The organism is Luteimonas pelagia (assembly GCF_054776035.1).
On the sequence record NZ_BAAHCG010000003.1, the window covers coordinates 597,182 to 613,557 of the forward strand.

Sequence of the window (16,376 nt, forward strand, 5' to 3'; positions counted from 1 at the left end):
AAAGAACCTGCCATTCTACCGCGCCGCCGGAGGCCGGCCGGGAAGGCGGGTGCCGGCGCAGGACGGGGCCACCCGGCGACCGTGCGCCGGCGTGGCCCGTCCGGACACGTCAGATGCGGTCGTCGATGCCCACCACGCCCGCCTCGCGGGCGCAGTGCGCGCAGCAATAGAAGGTCCCGGCGTGCTCGCTGCCGTGGCCGATGATCCGGCAGCTGCAGCGCGCGCACGTGGGCGCGAGCGCGTGGATCGCGCACTCGAACGAGTCGAACGTGCCGCTCCCGTTCGGGCCCTGGATGGTGAAGGCCTTGTCGTAGTCGTTGTGGCAGACGTCGCAGCGGGCCATGGGGGAGCTCCGTGTCCGGTGGGCGGCCAGTCTCGCCGCGGCCGCGGTCACGACCGGTGAAGACGGCGGGTCAGCGGCGCCGGTCGGCGCGGTGCGCCGCGCGCAGGAACTTCAGCGCGGCCTGCTCCCACTGGCGCGGGCCCCGCGGTCCGCTGCCGTTCCCCGCCGCGGCGGCGGCCGCGCGCTGCAGGCGGCCGTCGCGCCAGCCCTCGAACACGCGCGGGTCGATGTAGGCGCGGCGGCAGACCGCCGGCGTGTTGCCCAGTGCGTGCGCGACCTCCTTCACGACGGCGTTCTCCAGGCCCTTGAGCGCGCGTTCGCTGGGCGCGTGGTCGCCCGCGGACCGGTACGGCAGCGTGGTCGCGGCGAGCCGGCGGAACGCCTCCAGCGTCGCGCCCCAGGTGCGGAAATCCTTGGCCGTGAAGTCCTCGCCCATCGCTTCGCGCAGGTAGTCGTTGACCTGCCCCGAGTCGACGGGCCGCACAGCGCCGTCGTCACCGCGGTACTGGAACAGCGACTGGCCGGGCAGCTGCTGGCAGTGCCGGACCAGCTTCACCAGGCGCGCGTCGTCGATCGCGATGTCGTGTGCCTGTCCGCCCTTGCCGCGGAACTTCAGCCGGGCGCGGCCACCGCGCACGAATTTCACGTGGTGGTTGCGCAGCGTCGTCAGCCCGTACGAACGGTTGCTGCGCGCGTAGTCGCGGTTGCCCACGCGCACCAGCGTGTCGGCCATCACCGCGACCACGACCGCGAGCACCTTGCGTTGCGGGTAGCCGGGCAGGGCGAGGTCGCGCCGCAGCCGGCGCCGCAGCCGCGGCAGGGCGTCGCCGAAGGCGACGATGCGGCCGAACTTGCCGTGGCCGCGCTGCTCGGACCATCGCGCGTGGTAGCGGTACTGCTTGCGGCCCCGGGCGTCGCGCCCGGTGGCCTGGATGTGGCCGCGGGGATGCGGGCAGATCCACACGTCGGTCCACGCCGGCGGGATCGCCAGCGCGCGGACGCGGGCCAGCACGTCGTCGTCGCGTACCGGCGCGCCGTCGGCATCGGCGTACGCGAAGCCCTTCCCCGCGCGGCGCCGGCGCAATCCGGGCTGGCCGTCGCTGACGTAGCGCAGCCCCGCGCCGCTGGCGGCCGCGCGGGAGGGTTCGGTGCGCTCCGCGCGCTCGGGGCCGGCATCGGGGGGCATGCGCGCAGCGTCGGCCGCCGCGCGTCAAGGAGACGCCAAACCGGCGCGCTCAGCGGGACTGGGTATCCGGATGGTCGAAGCGGGCGCCGGCCTCCCACGCGCTGCGCTGGTTGCCGTGCGCGGGGAAGCCGCCCGCGTCCTTCAGCAGGCGCGCGAGGTGCATCAGGTTCCAGGCCAGGAAGGTCGCGTTGCGCTGGGTGAAGTCGTTGTCGTAGCCGGCCCCGTCGTCGCCGTAGGACGGGCCGGGGCCGGCCTCGCCGATCCAGCCGGCGTCGGCCTGCGGCGGGATCGCGTAACCCAGGTGCTGAAGCGCGTAGAGCAGGGACATGGAACAGTGCTTGATCCCGTCCTCGTTGCCGGTGACCAGCGCGCCGCCGACCCGGCCGTAATAGACGTACTGGCCGGCGTCGTTGAGCTTCCCCGATTCCGAGTACAGGCGCTCGATCACCCGCCGGCACACCGAACTCTCCTCGCCCAACCAGATCGGCGTGCACAGCACCAGGATGTCGGCGGCCATGACCCTGCGGCGGAGCTTCGGCCACTCGTCCCGCTCGAAGCCGTGCTTCGTCATGTCCGGCTGCACGCCGGGCGCGAGGTCGAGGTCGACCGGGCGCAGCACGCCGACCCTGACGCCCTGCCGGCGCATGATGGTGGCCGGCACGTGGATGAGCCGTTCGGTGTGCGAATCCTCGCCCGAGCGCTTGAGCGTGCAGTTCAGGAACAGCGCGCGCAGGTCGTCGTATCGGAAGGGCGGCGCGGGGTCCTTCGCCGGGTCCTTCGCCCGGCGTCCGGCGGTCTTGCCCTTTCCGGCCTTCCCGGTGGGGTTCACGCCGGTTCCAGGAGTCGCTGCCCGAACCAGCCGGCCTCGTCGTTCCAGGACTCGACCACCTTCATGCCCGCCTGCGCGGCGAGCGCGGCGAACCCGGCGTCGGTGTACTTGTGGCTGTACTCCACCTGCATCGCCTCGTCCGCCTCGAAGTGGAAGCGCTTGTCGCCGACGGTCACGTCCTGGTTGCGCAGGCTGACCAGGTAGGTCTCGATGCGCCCGCGCTCCCGGCTGTACACCGCGCGATGGGCGAAGCCCGCCAGATCGAAGTCGCTGCCGATCTCGCGGTTGAGGCGCGCCAGCAGGTTGAGGGTGAACGCGGCGGTGACGCCGGCCGCGTCGTTGTACGCGGCCTCGATCACGGCCGGGTCCTTTTCCAGGTCGATGCCCACGAGCGCGGCGCCATCCGGACCGACGGTGTCGCGCATCGCCCGCAGCAGCGCCACGGCCTCGTCGTTGGTGAAGTTGCCCAGCGTCGACCCTGGGAAGAACGCCACCCGGCGCCGCGCGTCGCGCTCCGGGCGCGGCAGCTTCACCGCACGGGTGAAGTCGGCGCAGACCGGCAGCATCTCCACGTCCGGGAACTCGTCGGCCAGCCGCTCCACGCTGGCCAGCAGCGCGGTGCGCGAGATCTCGATCGGGGTGTACGCCACCACGTCCCGCAGCGCGCGCAGCAGCAGCTTCGTCTTGCGGCCGCTGCCGCTGCCGTACTCGACCACGTGCGCCCGCGGGCCGACCGCGGCCGCGACGTGCGGGGCGTGCGCCTGCATCAGGGCGATCTCGACGCGCGTGGGGTAGTACTCGGGCTGCCGGGTGATCTGCTCGAACAGCTCCGAGCCGCGCGCGTCGTAGAAGTACTTCGACGGCAGCCGCTTCGGGCGGCGCGCAAGGCCCGCCAGCGCGTCGGCGCGGATGTCTGCCGGGGTGGGTCGGCGGTCGGTCAGCCGGATCGCTGCGGGTACGGCACTCATGGGTCGTCCTTTCCGTCGGTGCGTCAGGGCAGGTCGCGCGCCAGGCGCAGGCCCGAGAACTGCCAGCGGTCGGGCGGATGGAAGAAATTGCGGTAGCTGGCGCGCGCGTGCCCGGCCGGCGTGGCGCAACTGCCCCCGCGAAGGACCCACTGCCCGCACATGAACTTGCCGTTGTATTCGCCAAGACTCCCGGGCATGGGCCGGAAGCCCGGGTAGGGCGCGTAGGCGCTCGACGTCCACTCCCAGACGTCGCCGAACAACTGCCGGAGCCCGCCGTCGGCCGGCGTCCCGCCCGGATGCAGCGGCGCGTCGTCGTCGGCGAAGTTGCCCGCGAACGGCTGCGCGGCGGCCGCGTGCTCCCATTCGGCCTCGGTGGGCAGGCGTGCGCCGGCCCAGCGCGCGAACGCGTCGGCCTCGAACCAGGACACGTGGACGACCGGTGCGTGCGGGTCGATCGGCCGGGGTCCGGACAGGGTGAACGCCTGCGCCAGGTCCTCGGCCCAGTAGAGGGGGCGGTCCCAGCCTTCGGCTTGCACGCGCGCCCAGCCTTCGCTCATCCACAGCGCGGGATTTCGGTAGCCGCCGTCGTCGATGAAGGCGCGGTATTCCGCGTTGCTCACCGGCCGGTCGGCGAGCGCGTGCGGCGACAGGCAGGTGCGGTGGCGCGGCGACTCGTTGTCGTAGGCGAACGCGTCGTTCGCCGGCCAGGGCGGCGCGCCGATCCCGACCACGCCGTCGCTGCCCGTCACCCAGCGCTGGGGCGTGGCCTTCGCGGCTTCGGGCGCCGGCAGGTCCTCCCGGTAGGCGGGCTGCATCGGGTTGCACCACAGCCCGTGCTTGATGTCGGTGAGCAGCAGCTCCTGGTGCTGCTGCTCGTGGTGGAGGCCGAGCAGCACCAGTTGCCGCTCGGTGGCGTCCAGCGCGTCGTCGTCCAGCAGCCGCCGCACGCGCGCATCCACGTCGTGCCGGTAGTCGAGCACCTCGCGCAGCGTGGGCCGTGACAGCAGGCCGCGGTCGGGCCGCGAATACTGCGGCCCGACGCTCTGGTAGTAGCTGTTGAACAGCACCATCCAGCGCGGATCGCGAGGCGCCTGCCCGCGGCCGTCGACCAGCAGGAACTGCTCGAAGAACCAGGTGGTGTGCGCGAGGTGCCACTTCGCCGGGCTGGCGTCCGGCATCGACTGCAGCATCGCGTCCTCGGGCGACAGCGGTGCCGCGAGCGCCAGGCTGCGGGCGCGCACGTGGCGGAATCGCCCGGCGAGCGACGATGTCGCCACGGGGTCGGGTCCTGGGGTGCGCACGGCGTGCAGGGCGGGCATCGCGTCAGGATACCCAGCCGCCGTCGTCGCGCGGTTACGGCGACGTGACGGCGCCCCGCGCGGGACGATCGGCCGTGTCTATCGACCCGGGCCCACGTCGATGAACCGGAGGAATTCGGCGCGGGTGCGCGCGTCGTCGCGGAAGCCACCCAGCATCTTCGACGTGATCATGCTCACGCCGCGCTTGTGCACGCCGCGGGTGGTCATGCACTCGTGCGCCGCCTCCACGACGACGCCGACGCCGCGCGGCTGCAGCGTGCGCTGGATGCAGTCGGCGATCTGGGCGGTGAGCTTCTCCTGTACCTGGAAGCGGCGCGCGAACGCGTCGACCACCCGCGCCAGCTTGCTGATGCCGACCACCTTGCCGTCCGGCAGGTAGCCCACGTGCGCCTTGCCGATGATCGGCGCCATGTGGTGCTCGCAGTGCGATTCGAACTCGATGTCGCGCAGCACGATCAACTCGTCGTAGCCTTCGACCTCCTCGAAGGTGCGTGCGAGGTACGCCTCCGGGTCCATTCCGTAGCCGCTGAACCAGTCCTCGTAGGCACGGGCCACGCGCGCGGGGGTGTCCAGCAGGCCCTCGCGCGCGGGATCCTCGCCGGACCAGCGCAGCAGGGTGCGCACGGCCTCCTCGGCCTGCGCGCGACTGACGTCGTTGCGTGAATCGGACATGGGCATGCGGTCGGGGTGCGGGCGCGCCATGGTAACCGGCGGGCGCGTCGCGGATGGCGCCGCTATCGCGGTGGCGGGACGTGCACGGTCTTGTGCAGTTCCTCGTCGTACCAGCGCCAGACGTGCGCCACGGCCTCCCGCGCCTGCCCCCACGCCAGCCGCGACGTGCCGCGCGCCACCGGCCAGCCACGCTCGAGGCCGGGCTCGGCCGCCTGGAAACTGTGGACGTCGCCGCCGCGGTGGTACTGCTCGATGCCGTACCGGTACGCGGGCCGGTAGTCGTCCCATTCCATGCCGTCCTCGTAGTAGGGCATGGTGTGCCAGATCTGCTCGAAGCGGCCGAGGTCGTCGCGCGGGTCGCGGGCCTCGGCGGTGCGGTCGCCCAGCACCGCCCCGAGCGCGCCGCCGGCGGCCGCGCCGATCGCGATGCCGAGGGGAAGCGCGAATCCGAGCAGGCTCGCCAGCAAGGCACCGATCGCCGCGCCGATCGCGGCGCCGGCCAGGGCCGCGATGCCCGCGCCGAGGGGGTGGTCCTTCTTCAGCGTGCTCATGCCGTGTGCTCCGGACGGGCGTGACCGGACGCTAGCCAGCGCCGTGTTCAGCCTTGGTGAACTGCGCACCGCGGCGCCCGCTGGAAGTCACCCGAAAACGAAGGGCCGCGCGAGGCGGCCCTTCGGGTCGCGGCGCCGTCGCGCGCCGCGGGGACGGGGTGGATCAGCGGCCGTCGCGGTCGAAGTCGCCCGGCATCTTGCGCTCGATGTGGTGCCAGCCGTCGCGCACCGCACCCTTGGCCTCGTTCCACTCCAGGCGGGACTTGGCGCGGGCCTGGTCCCAGTTGCGCTCGAGGTCGGACTCGACGTCGTCGAAGCGCTGGCCGCGGTACTGGCCGTAGGTGTCGTAGCCGTACTTGTAGGCCGGCTCGTAATCGCTCCACTCGCGCTCGCTGGTCACGTACGGACGCTCGCGGTACGTGTTCTTGAAGTGCGCCTGGTACTCGGTCGGGTTGACGGCCTCGGCGATCGAGTCGCCGGCCTTCGCGCCGACCACGCCACCGGCGACCGCGCCGACGACCGTGCCCACCGGACCGGCGGCGGAACCGACCGCCGCGCCGGTGACCGCGCCCGCGACCGCGCCCGTGCCTGCACCGATGCTGTGATCCTTCTTGACGTCGCTCATGGGTCTTGCTCCTTCTGTGGGGTTGCCGTGCGCATGTCGCGACGGTCCATCGATGCTGGGCGCGCGCCGGTTCAAACCCGGTGAAAAAACACGTGCGGAACGACGTCTTTTTCTGAATGCGTTCAGCCGCGTCGGCACGGCGTCGCGATGGCGGTGTCCTGCGTGCGGCATGTGGCGGTTCGATGCACGCGACCGATGATCGCGACCGACGAACCACCGCGCCATCCCACGCCGCGTCGCATCGCGCCTATCCGAGCCGCCATCCCAGGCCCGACCACCGGCCTGCATGCCGCGACAGCGCGGCCTGCAGCACCTGCGCGTTGCCCGCCACGTGCAGCACGCGCCTTGCCCGCGTGAGACCGGTGTAGACCAGCTCGCGGCTGAGCACGCGATTGGGACGCGAGGGCAGCACCAGCCACACGGTGTCGAACTCCGAGCCCTGCGCCTTGTGCACGGTCATGGCGAAGGCACCGCGGTGCGCGGGCAGGGCGGCGGGGTGGAAGGGACGCGGGGCATCGGGCGTCTCGCCGGGGAACCACGCCATGAGCGCCCCTTGGGCATCGCGGAAGCAGATGCCGATGTCACCGTTGAACAGGCGGTGCGCGTAGCTGTTCTCGGTGACGAGCAGCAGGCGGCCGTGGAAGTGCGGGCCGGCGTCCCGGCCGCCGGGGCGTTGCGTGCCGGCCAGGAGGTCCTCGATGCGGGCGTTGATCCCGTTGGCACCCTGCGGGCCTTCGCGCAGGGCGGTGAGCAGGCGCAGGCGGCCGGCCTGCGCCAGCGCCGCCGCGGGCGACGCCGCGTCCGCCACGGCACGCCAGTGGTCGAGCAGTTCGTCGCGATGGGTGGCGAGGGGATCGGCGGGTCCGTCGTGGAAGTGGACGTTGGCGAGCGTGTCGTTCCGGAGCAGGGCGAGGGCGGCGTCGGCATCGCCGGCCCGCACCGCGTCGGCCAACGGGGCGAGCTGGAGTCCGCCGTGCTGGCGGTGGCCATGCACCAGGTGCACGCGACGGCCGGGAAATCGGCCCCCCTCTCCCCCGACGCCCGTTCCGTCATTCCCGCGCAGGCGGGAATCCATTGCCGTGGCCGGTCCGCCAACTGGACCCCCGCCTTCGCGGGGGTGACGTCCGGAAAATTCGCCGGGGTCACCGGCGAAAGCATCGCTCGGGTGAATGGCGGAAGCGTCGCGGGGGTGACGGTCCGATACGGCGCCGCCGGGGTCGTCGGTGACGCCTGCCGCGTCGCCCGTCCCGTCATTCCCGCGCAGGCGGGAATCCATTGCCGTGGCCGGTCCGCCCCCTCGACCCCCGCCTCGGCGGGGGTGACGTCCGGAAAATTCGCCGGGGTCACCGGCGGAAGCGTCGCTCGGGTGAATGGCGGAAGCGTCGCGGGGGTGACGGTCCGATACGGCGCCGCCGGGGTCGTCGGTGACGCCTGCCGCGTCGCCCGTCCCGTCATTCCCGCGCAGGCGGGAATCCATTGCCGTGTCCGGTCCGCCCCCTCGACCCCCGCCTCGGCGGGGGTGACGTCCGGAAAATTCGCCGGGGTCACCGGCGAAAGCATCGCCGGGGTGACCGGCGGAAGCGTCGCCGGTGTGACCGTCCGACACGGTGCCGCCCGGGTCGTCGGCCACGCCTGCCGCGCCGCCTGTCCCGTCATTCCCGCGCAGGCGGGAATCCATTGCCGTGACCGGTCCGCCAACTGGACCCCCGTCTTCGCGGGGGTGACGTTCGGACGACTCGCCGGCTTGCCTGGCGGAAGCGTCGCCGGTGCGACCCGGCGGGGCGCCCAGCAGCGGTGAGAGGACTTCGGCGTCGTCGCGGGCCAGGGCGTCGCCGGGGCCTGCGGCCTGCAGGATGGCGGCGAGCACGTCGCCGGCTTCCACCGAGGGCAGCTGGTCCGGGTCGCCGAGCAGGACCAGGCGCGCACCGTCGGGGACCGCTTCCACGAGCTTGGCCATCAGCGGCAGGTCGACCATGGAGGCTTCGTCCACGACCACCACGTCCAGCGGCAGCGGGTTGTCGGCGTCGTGCCGGAAGCCGGGCGAATCGGGAATGGTGCCGAGCAGGCGGTGCAAGGTGGTGCCCGTCGCGGGCAGGGCGTCGACGAGGCCGGCGCCGATGCCCGCGTCGCGCATCCCGGCGAGGGCGCCGCGCACGCTTTCGGCCATGCGTTCGGCGGCCCGGCCGGTGGGCGCGGCCAACGCGATGCGCGGCGGCGTCGCGCCCGTGCCGGCGGCCTGCGCGGCAAGCAGCACCAGCAGGCGCGCGATGGTGGTGGTCTTTCCGGTGCCGGGGCCGCCGGTGACCAGCAGCAGCGCGTGGCGCAGGGCGAGGGCCGCGGCGCGCGCCTGGCGGTCGTGGCCGGCGCGCGCATCAGGGAAGAGGCGGCCGAACAGCGGTCCGAGCGCTTCGATGCCGGTGGCGTTTGGTCGATGCGCACCGATGCGATGCAGGCCGGCAGCGAGCCGACGTTCGTATTCCCGGTAGCGGCGCAGGTAGAGCAGGCCGTGCTTGCCGAAGGCCGGCTCGAGGACCAGCGGCTGGCCAGGGTCGCTGGCTTCAGTGCTGTCGCCAGGCGTGGCGATCCACCGCGACCCGGCGAGCTCGCCATGCCATTGCGCGGGATCGGGCCATGCGACCACGGCGTCGGACTCGAGCAGTTCCTCCGGTGCATCGAGGGCGAGGCCGGCATGGCCCTTGGACACCGCCAGCGAGGCGAGCGCGGCGGCGGCGAGGACTGCGTCGGGCGTGTCGGGCGCGAGCCGCTGCAGCGTGCGGGCGAGCGCGTCGTCGATGGGCCGCAGGGCATCGGCTTCGCGAAGGGCGCGCAGGAGGCTCATGCGGCCGCCTCCATGGTGCCGCAGAACAGGGCGTCGAGCGCGTGCACGAGTTCCGGTGCATGGGTCCGCGCGTGGACACCGGCGCCGGCGGCGTCCGCGGGATCGAGGCCGCGGCAGAACAGGTAGCGGATGCCGCCGAAGTCGCGCCCGTAGTCGTAGGCGTCGCCCAGACGGAAGCGCAGCCAGCGGTGCAGGGCCAGGGTGTAGATGAGGGCCTGCAGGTCGTATTCGCCGTGGGCCATCGCCGCGGAGAGGTGCGCGGCGTCGTAGCCGGGCAGGCGGTTGGACTTGTAGTCGAGGACGTACCAGCGCCCGTCGCGGCGGTAGGTGAGGTCGATCTTTCCGGTCATCAGGCCCTCGAGCCTCCGGCGCACGCCGAAGCCGCGGCGCGTGGCGACGATGCCATGCGCGTGCAGCAGGTCCAGGAGGGCCGGCACCCGCGTGGGCCGCATTGCGAAGTGGAATTCGATCTCGGCGCGGCGCTCGGCCTGAGGCAATGCATGCAACGGGCCGCCTTCGGGCAGCGGCACGTTGAGCGTGCGGCCGACCAGCGACGTGAGCAGGGCGAGGCCGTCCTCGAGGTCGGCCGCGCCGTAGCCTTCCGCCCCGAGCGCGTCGCGCAGCACCCTGTCCTCCCCCGCGGGCGCGGCGTCGCCATCCCGCCAACCGGCCCAGCGTTCGAAGCGGGCGTTCTCGAGCGCGGCGTGAAGCACGTTGCCGAAGCGGCTGCCGGAAAAGCGGCCATCGAAGGTCGCGGCGCCCTCGATCGCATCGTCGAGGGGTTGCGCGGGCTCGTCCGACGCCGAGCCCATGGCTTCGGTGGCCGACGCGTCGGTCTCGTGCGCGCGCCCGTCGTCGTGCGCGGCGTCGGCACGCGCGAGCTGGCTGAAGCTGTAGACCCACCAGTCGGCGTCGAGCCTGCGCCTTGCGGTGCGGGCGGGGGGCACGGCGGGATCCGGTCCGGCCTGCAGCCACGGCAACACGTCCGGTGGCGGGGCGTCGTCGATGCGCAACGCGTCGCCGAGCGCCGCGGACAGCGCCGGGATGTCGCCGACCATCGCCGCGAGCGGCGAACCGCTGCCGTTGTAGAAGTCGCCCGTCGCGAGCCACAGCGCGTGCTGGGCGCGGGTCAGGCCGACGTAGAGCAGGCGGGCGTCCTCCGCGCGCTGCGCGGTTTTCCAGCTGGCCTCCGCGTCATCCCAGCCGGACGCGCCGGCCTGCAGCTTCCAGTGCAGGATGCGACCGTCGTCGCCGCTGGCGGTGAGGTGCCGTCCGGGCGACGGCGGCTTGCCGCCGATCCCGGCGAACGGCAGGAACACCAGCGGGTACTCGAGGCCCTTGCTCTTGTGCAGGGTGACGATCTGCACGCAGCGCGCGTCGGACTCGAGCCGCAGCAGCTGCGTCTCGTCGTCGGCGCTGGCGTCGCCGATGGCGCGGGCCAGCCAGTCCACCAGTCCGTGCAGGCCGAGCGTGCGCGTGCTCGCCTCCTGCAGGCGCTCGCCCAGCTGCAGGTAGTTGGTGAGCCGGCGCTCGCCGTCGAGCAGGCCGACCAGGCGCGTGGCGTTGTCCGCGCACAGGTCGCCGACCAGCGCCAGGGGGCCGCCGTGCCGCAGGCGCTCGCGCCACGCCAGGGCCCGGCGCTGCCACCCGCGCAGGGCCTCACCGTCCTCGGCGAGCGCGGCGATCGCGCCGGCGTCCTGGCCGAGCAGCACCGTGGACAACGCGGTGCGCAGGCGCGCGTCGTCCGCGCCATGCAGCAGCGCCAGCAGCAGGACGTGCAGTTCGCGCGCCTCGCCGGTGGCGAACAGGCTCTGCCGGCCCGCGGCGACGGAGGGAATGCCCGCGCGCGCCAGGCCGTCGCGCACCAGCGTGGCCTGGTGGTGGCTGCGCACCAGCACCGCGATGTCACCCGGCTGCACCGGTTCGACGCGGCCGTCCTTGTGCTGCAGCGCGGCCTTGCCCTGGTGCGCGTCCGCGAGCACGCGGTGGATCGCGGCCACGCAGGCCTGGGTGGCCATCTCGCGCGAGCGCGGCGCGCTCCAGGGCTTCGGGTCGCCCTTCCTGTCGAACTCGACCGGCTCAGGTGCCCGCCACAGCGTCAGCGCGGGCGCGGGCTGGCCATCGCGCAGGTAATGCCCGTCCTGCCGGACGCCGCCCGGGGCGATGCCGTGGAATCCGATGCGCGGATCCACGAAGGGGGGTTCGGCCACCGACGTGCGCGCCGCGTCCTCGAACGCGGCCTGCGCGCTGTCGTACAGCGCCTGGATGGCGCGCAGCACGGACGGGCGCGAGCGGAAGTTGTGGGCGAGCGGCGGGGCTTCGTCCGCGGCGTGCTTCGCGCGCAGGTAGGTCTCGACGTCGCCGCCGCGGAAGCCGTAGATCGCCTGCTTGGGGTCGCCGATGACGAACAGCGCCGGGTCCGCGCTGGCGCTCCCGAAGACGCGGTCGAAGATGCGCCACTGGCGCGGATCGGTGTCCTGGAACTCGTCGACCAGGGCCACCGCGTACTGCCGGCGCAGGGCGTCGGCGAGGTCGTCGCCGTGCGGGCCGGCGAGCGCGTCGGCGACGCCGTCGATCATGTCGTCGTAGGTCTGCACGCGGCGCTGCTGCTTGAGGCGCGCGAGGCGGGCGCGGGCGTCGTCGCGCACGCGGTGCAGGCGCACCACGCGGCGCGCCTCCCGGTGGCCGTCGACCGCGGCAAGCGCGTCGAGGTAGGCCTGCAGTGCGTCGCAGACCGGGGAATCGGGCGTGCGCCCCGCAGCCTTGACGCTCGTCTTGTCGCGCAGGGTCTCGCGGCGCAGGTAATGGAGCTTTCCGTGCGCCAGCGGGCGGTCGTGTTCCCCGGACTCGCACCACGCGCGGGCGGTGTCGAACAGTTCGTCGATCCAGTCCACCTTGTAGCTGCCGCCGTGCAGCACCTTGCCGTCGACGGCGCGGGCCAGCGCGGCCCTGAAGTCGTCTCCGTGCGCGCGGAACGCGTCCGCCAGCGCCGCGCCCGCCGCGCGCAGCGCGGGCGCCGGGTCACCGGCCAACGCGGCCGGAGCGGGGCGCAGGGGTTCCCGGCCCAGCAACGCACGCAGGTCTCCCGCCAGCGCCTCCGGACCGCCCCTCCAGAGCGCGAGCAGGTCGTCCGCGCCTTCGGGCGTGTCGCCGTGGCTGCGCCACAGGTCCTCGGCCAGCCGTTCGCGCAGCTCGCCGTCGTCGGCCAGCACCTCCAGCGCGTCGAAGCCCTGGCCGCTGGCGAAGGCGTGCTCGCGCAGCACGCGCGCGCAGAACCCGTGGATCGTGAAGATCGCGGCGAGGTCGATGCCGTCGGCGGCTTGGCGCAGGCGACGGCGCAGGGCATCGGGCGCTTCCCCGGAACCGGCGAGATGCGCATCGAGCACCGCGCGCGTGATGGCGGCCTCCGGCGCTTCGCCGTCCACCGGATCGGTGCCGGCCAGCGACACCGCCAGCAGCAGGCGCGCGCGGGTGCGGGCGCGCAGCTCCTGGGTGGCGGCTTCGGTGAAGGTGACCGCCAGCACGTCGCCGATCCCCAGGCGCCGCTCCACCAGCAGCCGCAGCACCAGCGTGGCGAGGGTGAAGGTCTTGCCCGTCCCCGCCGACGCCTCGATGGCATGGATGCCGGTGAGCGGGAGCGTCAGGTAGGGATCGTCGCGGTGTCCTGCGCCGCTCATGCCGCGTCCTCGGCATCGAAGTCCAGCACGATCGCCTTCAACGCGGCCGCGTCGGTGCCGCCATGCACCTGCCCGCACGTCAGCGCGCCGAAGATCGACATCGACAGGTCGACGAAGGCGAGTCGCGTGGCCTCGTCGACGAACGGATCCCTGCCACGCAGCGCGATGCGCACGGCATCCCCTTGCCCCTCCGCCCACTGGTTCGGGCCGCCGTGCCAGCGCGCCGCCGCCGCGCGCAGCCCCCGCTCGAGCGTGGCCGCGCTGTGCAGCGACCAGCCGCTGTAGGGCGCGAAGGGGAGCGGTTCGCGAAGGCCCCGCGCCCGCAGGTCCAGCAGGTGCCGCAGGACGGCGTGCGCCGTTGCGCGGTCCAGGGGGGCACGCGCATGCGGGCCGACCCCGACGTCCTTCACGGCCTCGAACGACACGAGCGGCAGCGCCAGCCCCGCGGCGCTGGCGAACAGCCAGTCCAGTCCGTTGCGGATCACCGACGGCCCATTGGGTTCGCCGAAGCGCAGGCGCGCGATGCCCTGCGGATAGGCGTCGGCGATGCGCCCATGCACTCGCGTGCCATCGATGTCGACCGTGAGCCGCGGGGCATCGGCGAGCGTGTCGCCACGCCATGCCCCGAACGCCTCGGCATAGGGCGCGACCTCTTCCCTCAATTCCGCCAGGGTGCGCGTGCCGAGTGGTCCCGACGGCAGCAGCCCGCGCGCGCGCAGGTCGGCGTGGGTGGCCGCGTCGTCGTCACCGCGCAGCACGGCGTCGAACACGGCGCGTTGCAGCCGGTTGCGCAGCAGGCCCCGGCGCGGCGCCTGCAACGGCTCGGTGTCGTCTTCGACCTCCTCGATCTCCGCCAGGCGCAGGTCGAGGCGATGCCGCAGGAACTGCCCGGACGGATCGACCAGGAACCGGCGCAGGGCGTCGAGCGACAGGTCCGGCGCGACGACCGGCATGGGCGGCAGCGCCGCGCCGGACCACGGCGGCAGCGGCGTGCGCATCCCGCCGGCCTGCGCCGCGGCCGCCCGCCACCGCGCGCGGTAGCTGAAGCGGCGCGGGTCGCCGTGGGCGCCGAATGCGGCGGCGGAGAACGGTTGCAGTGAGTGGCGCACCACGAGGTCGCGCCGCACCGACGACCCGTCTGCATGCAAGGCGGCGATCGAATCGACCAGTTCGCCGACCAGGGCCGACGGCTCGCGCACGCTGTTGTCACGCGGGTCGGCGCCCAGGTAACTGACGTAGAACACGTCCCGCGCGGCGGTCAGCAGTTGCAGGAACAGGTAGCGGTCGTCGTCGCGCAACGAGCGGTCGCCCGGACGCCGGCGATCGGTGCCCAGCTCCGCGGTCAGCCGGCTCAGGCCTGCCGCGGGATCGCGCCGCGGGTAGTCGCCATCGTTCATCCCGAGTACGCAGATCACCCGGAACGGCAGCAACCGCATCGGCACCATGCGCCCGAAGCTGACGCCGCCCGTGAGCAGCGGCGCCCGCGTGTCGGCTTCGCCCAGCACGGCGGCGAAGTGGGCGCGCACGACGTCGCCCGGAACCGGCGAACCGAACCCGGCCGTGGCCGCGTGCTTCGCGAAGTCGTCGACGTGGGAACGCAGTCGGTCCAGCGCGCGGCGGCTCGCCGGATCCGCGGGTTCAGCCGGCAGCAGCGCCTCCAGCAGCGCGAGCAGGCGTTCGCGCCACTGCGCGGGCGGCATCGCTTCGCCCAGCAGCACCCGCTGGCGGGCCAGCACGCGCAGCAGGCGCAGCAGCGTGTCGAGCGCGTCGAGCGCGCCGCCTTCCAGCCCCGGCCATGGCGCGACGCCTTCGATCGTCCCGTCCGCGCCACTTGCGTGCCCGAGCAGCAGGCGGTCGAGCGCGAACTGCCAGGTGCCGGCGTCGTCCGCGGGCGCGTCGAGCGACCCGCGGTGCGCGGCGTCCAGGCCCCATCGCGCGCCGGCTTCCCGCAGCCACCCATGCAGGCGCTCGAAGGCGGGCGCGTCGAGGCCGGTGGCTTCCGCGACCGGCGCGCTGGCCAGCAGGTCGAGGATCTCGTTCAGCCCGAACCGCGAGATCGGCAGCGCGAGCAGGCGGAGGAACACCTCGGCCAGCGGTTCGCTGGCCAGCGGGCTGGTGTCGGCGAGCGCGTAGGGAATGCGCTCGGCGGGGTCGACGCCGCCGAAGACCGCATCGAGGTAAGGCGCGTACACGTCGATGTCCGGCGCCAGCACCGCGATGTCGCGCGGCTGCAGCGGCGGATCGAAGCGGTCGTCCTCCAGCAGGCCGCGCAGCTGGTCGTGGAGGACCTGCAGTTCGCGCAGCGGCGTGTGGCAGGCGTGCAGCTGGAGGCTGTTGTCCGTGCGGTCGAGCGCCTGCCGGAACGGCGTGTCCGGACGGCGGTGCAGCAGGTTGCGCTGCAGCCGGCCGAGCAGGTCGTCCCGCGCGGGGTCGTCGCCGTCGTGTGCCTCGGGGTCGGCGTAGTGCGCGTGCTCGCTGTCGGGGTGCACCACCTCGTACCCGCCGAGCACGGCCATGAAATCACGGCCCGCCGCGCCCCAGGCCTGCAGCAGCGCGTTGTCCTCGTGGTCCTCGCCGGCCCGAAGGCGTTCGGCGTAGGTGGGCAGGTCGCCCCAGTACTTGCGGCTGGGCGCGGGCAGGTGGAAGTGCAGCGTGCCGACGCGCGACTGGGTGGCGATCACGCGCAGCACGTCGGGCGAGACGTTGACGGTGGCGAAGGCGAACAGGCGCGACGGGAGGCCCTGCGGCAGGGGCTTGCCCTCGCCCTCGAAGCGGTCGAGGTAGGCCTGGATGCGTCGCGCGCGATGCGCGCGGCCGCCGGCGACTTCGCGCCAGAGGATCGCCTGCGGGTCGCCGGGGTCGGCGCCCGCTTCCCAGCGCAGCAGCCAGTCGCGGCGCCAGGCCTGGTACTTGCCGAACACCTCGGCGAGTTCGCCGGCCAGCGACCAGGGCTTGAGCGGATCGCCGCCACCCAGGTACGCCGCGACCTGTGCGAGCGGCGGCTTGGCCAGGACATCAGGATCGGTCAACGCCCCGTACAGCCGCCAGTGGAGGCTTCCGGCGTCGAGGTCGTCCTCGACCTTGCCGAGGTTGGCATCCAGCGCCCGGGTGACGAACTCCCCCGGCGCCAGGAACTCGAGGTTCGCCGCGATGCCGTGCGCTTCCGCCAGGTGCGCCTGCAGCCAGCGGCGCATCGCCGCCTGCGGGATCAGGACGACGTCGGGCGCAAGCAGCGGCTGGCCGGGCGCGGGCGTGCGCAGTTCCGCCGCCAGCAGGCCGGCGAGGACCTCGAGTGCGTTGGAGTGGTGGAGGCGGAAGTCGGACGCGGCCGGCATGCGCGCATCTTGCCGCAGGGGCGTCGCACCGG

At 73.5% G+C, this 16,376-nt stretch carries 11 protein-coding genes; all 11 read right to left on the reverse strand.

The genetic code is table 11. From position 1 onward, the window contains the following. Positions 1–109 precede the first annotated feature (109 nt). Positions 110–343 carry a hypothetical protein gene (locus ACYU7H_RS11660; RefSeq protein WP_460814899.1) on the reverse strand — a complete coding sequence of 78 codons (234 nt, stop codon included), beginning with the start codon at positions 341–343 and terminating at the stop codon, positions 110–112. A 70-nt stretch (positions 344–413) separates the two neighbouring features. Next, on the reverse strand, positions 414–1,529 hold the full coding sequence (locus ACYU7H_RS11665; protein WP_460814901.1) for a DNA topoisomerase IB: 1,116 nt from the start codon (positions 1,527–1,529) through the stop codon (positions 414–416). A gap of 49 nt (positions 1,530–1,578) precedes the next feature. After that, a complete protein-coding gene (locus ACYU7H_RS11670; RefSeq protein WP_460814903.1) occupies positions 1,579–2,358 on the reverse strand; it encodes a flavodoxin family protein in 780 nt (259 codons plus the stop codon). Continuing rightward, positions 2,355–3,326 (reverse strand): L-histidine N(alpha)-methyltransferase, encoded by a 972-nt coding sequence (egtD, locus tag ACYU7H_RS11675; RefSeq protein ID WP_460814905.1) that lies wholly within the window; start codon positions 3,324–3,326, stop codon positions 2,355–2,357. The genes ACYU7H_RS11670 and egtD overlap by 4 nt, the downstream gene beginning before the upstream one ends. A gap of 23 nt (positions 3,327–3,349) precedes the next feature. Next, a complete protein-coding gene (gene egtB / locus ACYU7H_RS11680) occupies positions 3,350–4,645 on the reverse strand; it encodes an ergothioneine biosynthesis protein EgtB (RefSeq protein WP_460814906.1) in 1,296 nt (431 codons plus the stop codon). 78 nt (positions 4,646–4,723) lie between these two features. Then, complete coding sequence (gene folE, locus ACYU7H_RS11685; protein WP_460814908.1) at positions 4,724–5,317, reverse strand: GTP cyclohydrolase I FolE; 594 nt, start codon at positions 5,315–5,317, stop codon at positions 4,724–4,726. Positions 5,318–5,379: 62 nt separating this feature from the next. After that, the gene (locus tag ACYU7H_RS11690; RefSeq protein ID WP_460814910.1) at positions 5,380–5,868 is read right to left on the reverse strand and encodes a hypothetical protein; all 489 of its coding nucleotides are present in this window, start codon (positions 5,866–5,868) and stop codon (positions 5,380–5,382) included. Between the two features lie 163 nt (positions 5,869–6,031). After that, a complete protein-coding gene (locus tag ACYU7H_RS11695; protein WP_460814912.1) occupies positions 6,032–6,493 on the reverse strand; it encodes a hypothetical protein in 462 nt (153 codons plus the stop codon). Positions 6,494–6,740: 247 nt separating this feature from the next. After that, positions 6,741–9,332, reverse strand: coding sequence for an AAA family ATPase (locus ACYU7H_RS11700; RefSeq protein WP_460814914.1), 2,592 nt, complete (start codon positions 9,330–9,332; stop codon positions 6,741–6,743). Continuing rightward, complete coding sequence (locus ACYU7H_RS11705; RefSeq protein ID WP_460814916.1) at positions 9,329–13,009, reverse strand: UvrD-helicase domain-containing protein; 3,681 nt, start codon at positions 13,007–13,009, stop codon at positions 9,329–9,331. Before ACYU7H_RS11705 ends, ACYU7H_RS11700 begins: the two co-directional genes overlap by 4 nt. Continuing rightward, complete coding sequence (gene recC / locus ACYU7H_RS11710) at positions 13,006–16,344, reverse strand: exodeoxyribonuclease V subunit gamma (protein ID WP_460814918.1); 3,339 nt, start codon at positions 16,342–16,344, stop codon at positions 13,006–13,008. Before recC ends, ACYU7H_RS11705 begins: the two co-directional genes overlap by 4 nt. Between the last annotated feature and the right edge of the window lie 32 nt (positions 16,345–16,376).

Bases quoted from the DNA above. Each gene is read 5' to 3' on its own strand.
- ACYU7H_RS11700 (WP_460814914.1), bottom strand. From the start codon at position 9,332: ATGAGCCTCCTGCGCGCCCTTCGCGAAGCCGATGCCCTGCGGCCCATC.
- ACYU7H_RS11660 (WP_460814899.1), bottom strand. From the start codon at position 343: ATGGCCCGCTGCGACGTCTGCCACAACGACTACGACAAGGCCTTCACC.
- ACYU7H_RS11665 (WP_460814901.1), bottom strand. From the start codon at position 1,529: ATGCCCCCCGATGCCGGCCCCGAGCGCGCGGAGCGCACCGAACCCTCC.
- ACYU7H_RS11705 (WP_460814916.1), bottom strand. From the start codon at position 13,009: ATGAGCGGCGCAGGACACCGCGACGATCCCTACCTGACGCTCCCGCTC.
- ACYU7H_RS11695 (WP_460814912.1), bottom strand. From the start codon at position 6,493: ATGAGCGACGTCAAGAAGGATCACAGCATCGGTGCAGGCACGGGCGCG.
- ACYU7H_RS11690 (WP_460814910.1), bottom strand. From the start codon at position 5,868: ATGAGCACGCTGAAGAAGGACCACCCCCTCGGCGCGGGCATCGCGGCC.
- egtB (WP_460814906.1), bottom strand. From the start codon at position 4,645: ATGCCCGCCCTGCACGCCGTGCGCACCCCAGGACCCGACCCCGTGGCG.
- recC (WP_460814918.1), bottom strand. From the start codon at position 16,344: ATGCCGGCCGCGTCCGACTTCCGCCTCCACCACTCCAACGCACTCGAG.
- folE (WP_460814908.1), bottom strand. From the start codon at position 5,317: ATGTCCGATTCACGCAACGACGTCAGTCGCGCGCAGGCCGAGGAGGCC.
- egtD (WP_460814905.1), bottom strand. From the start codon at position 3,326: ATGAGTGCCGTACCCGCAGCGATCCGGCTGACCGACCGCCGACCCACC.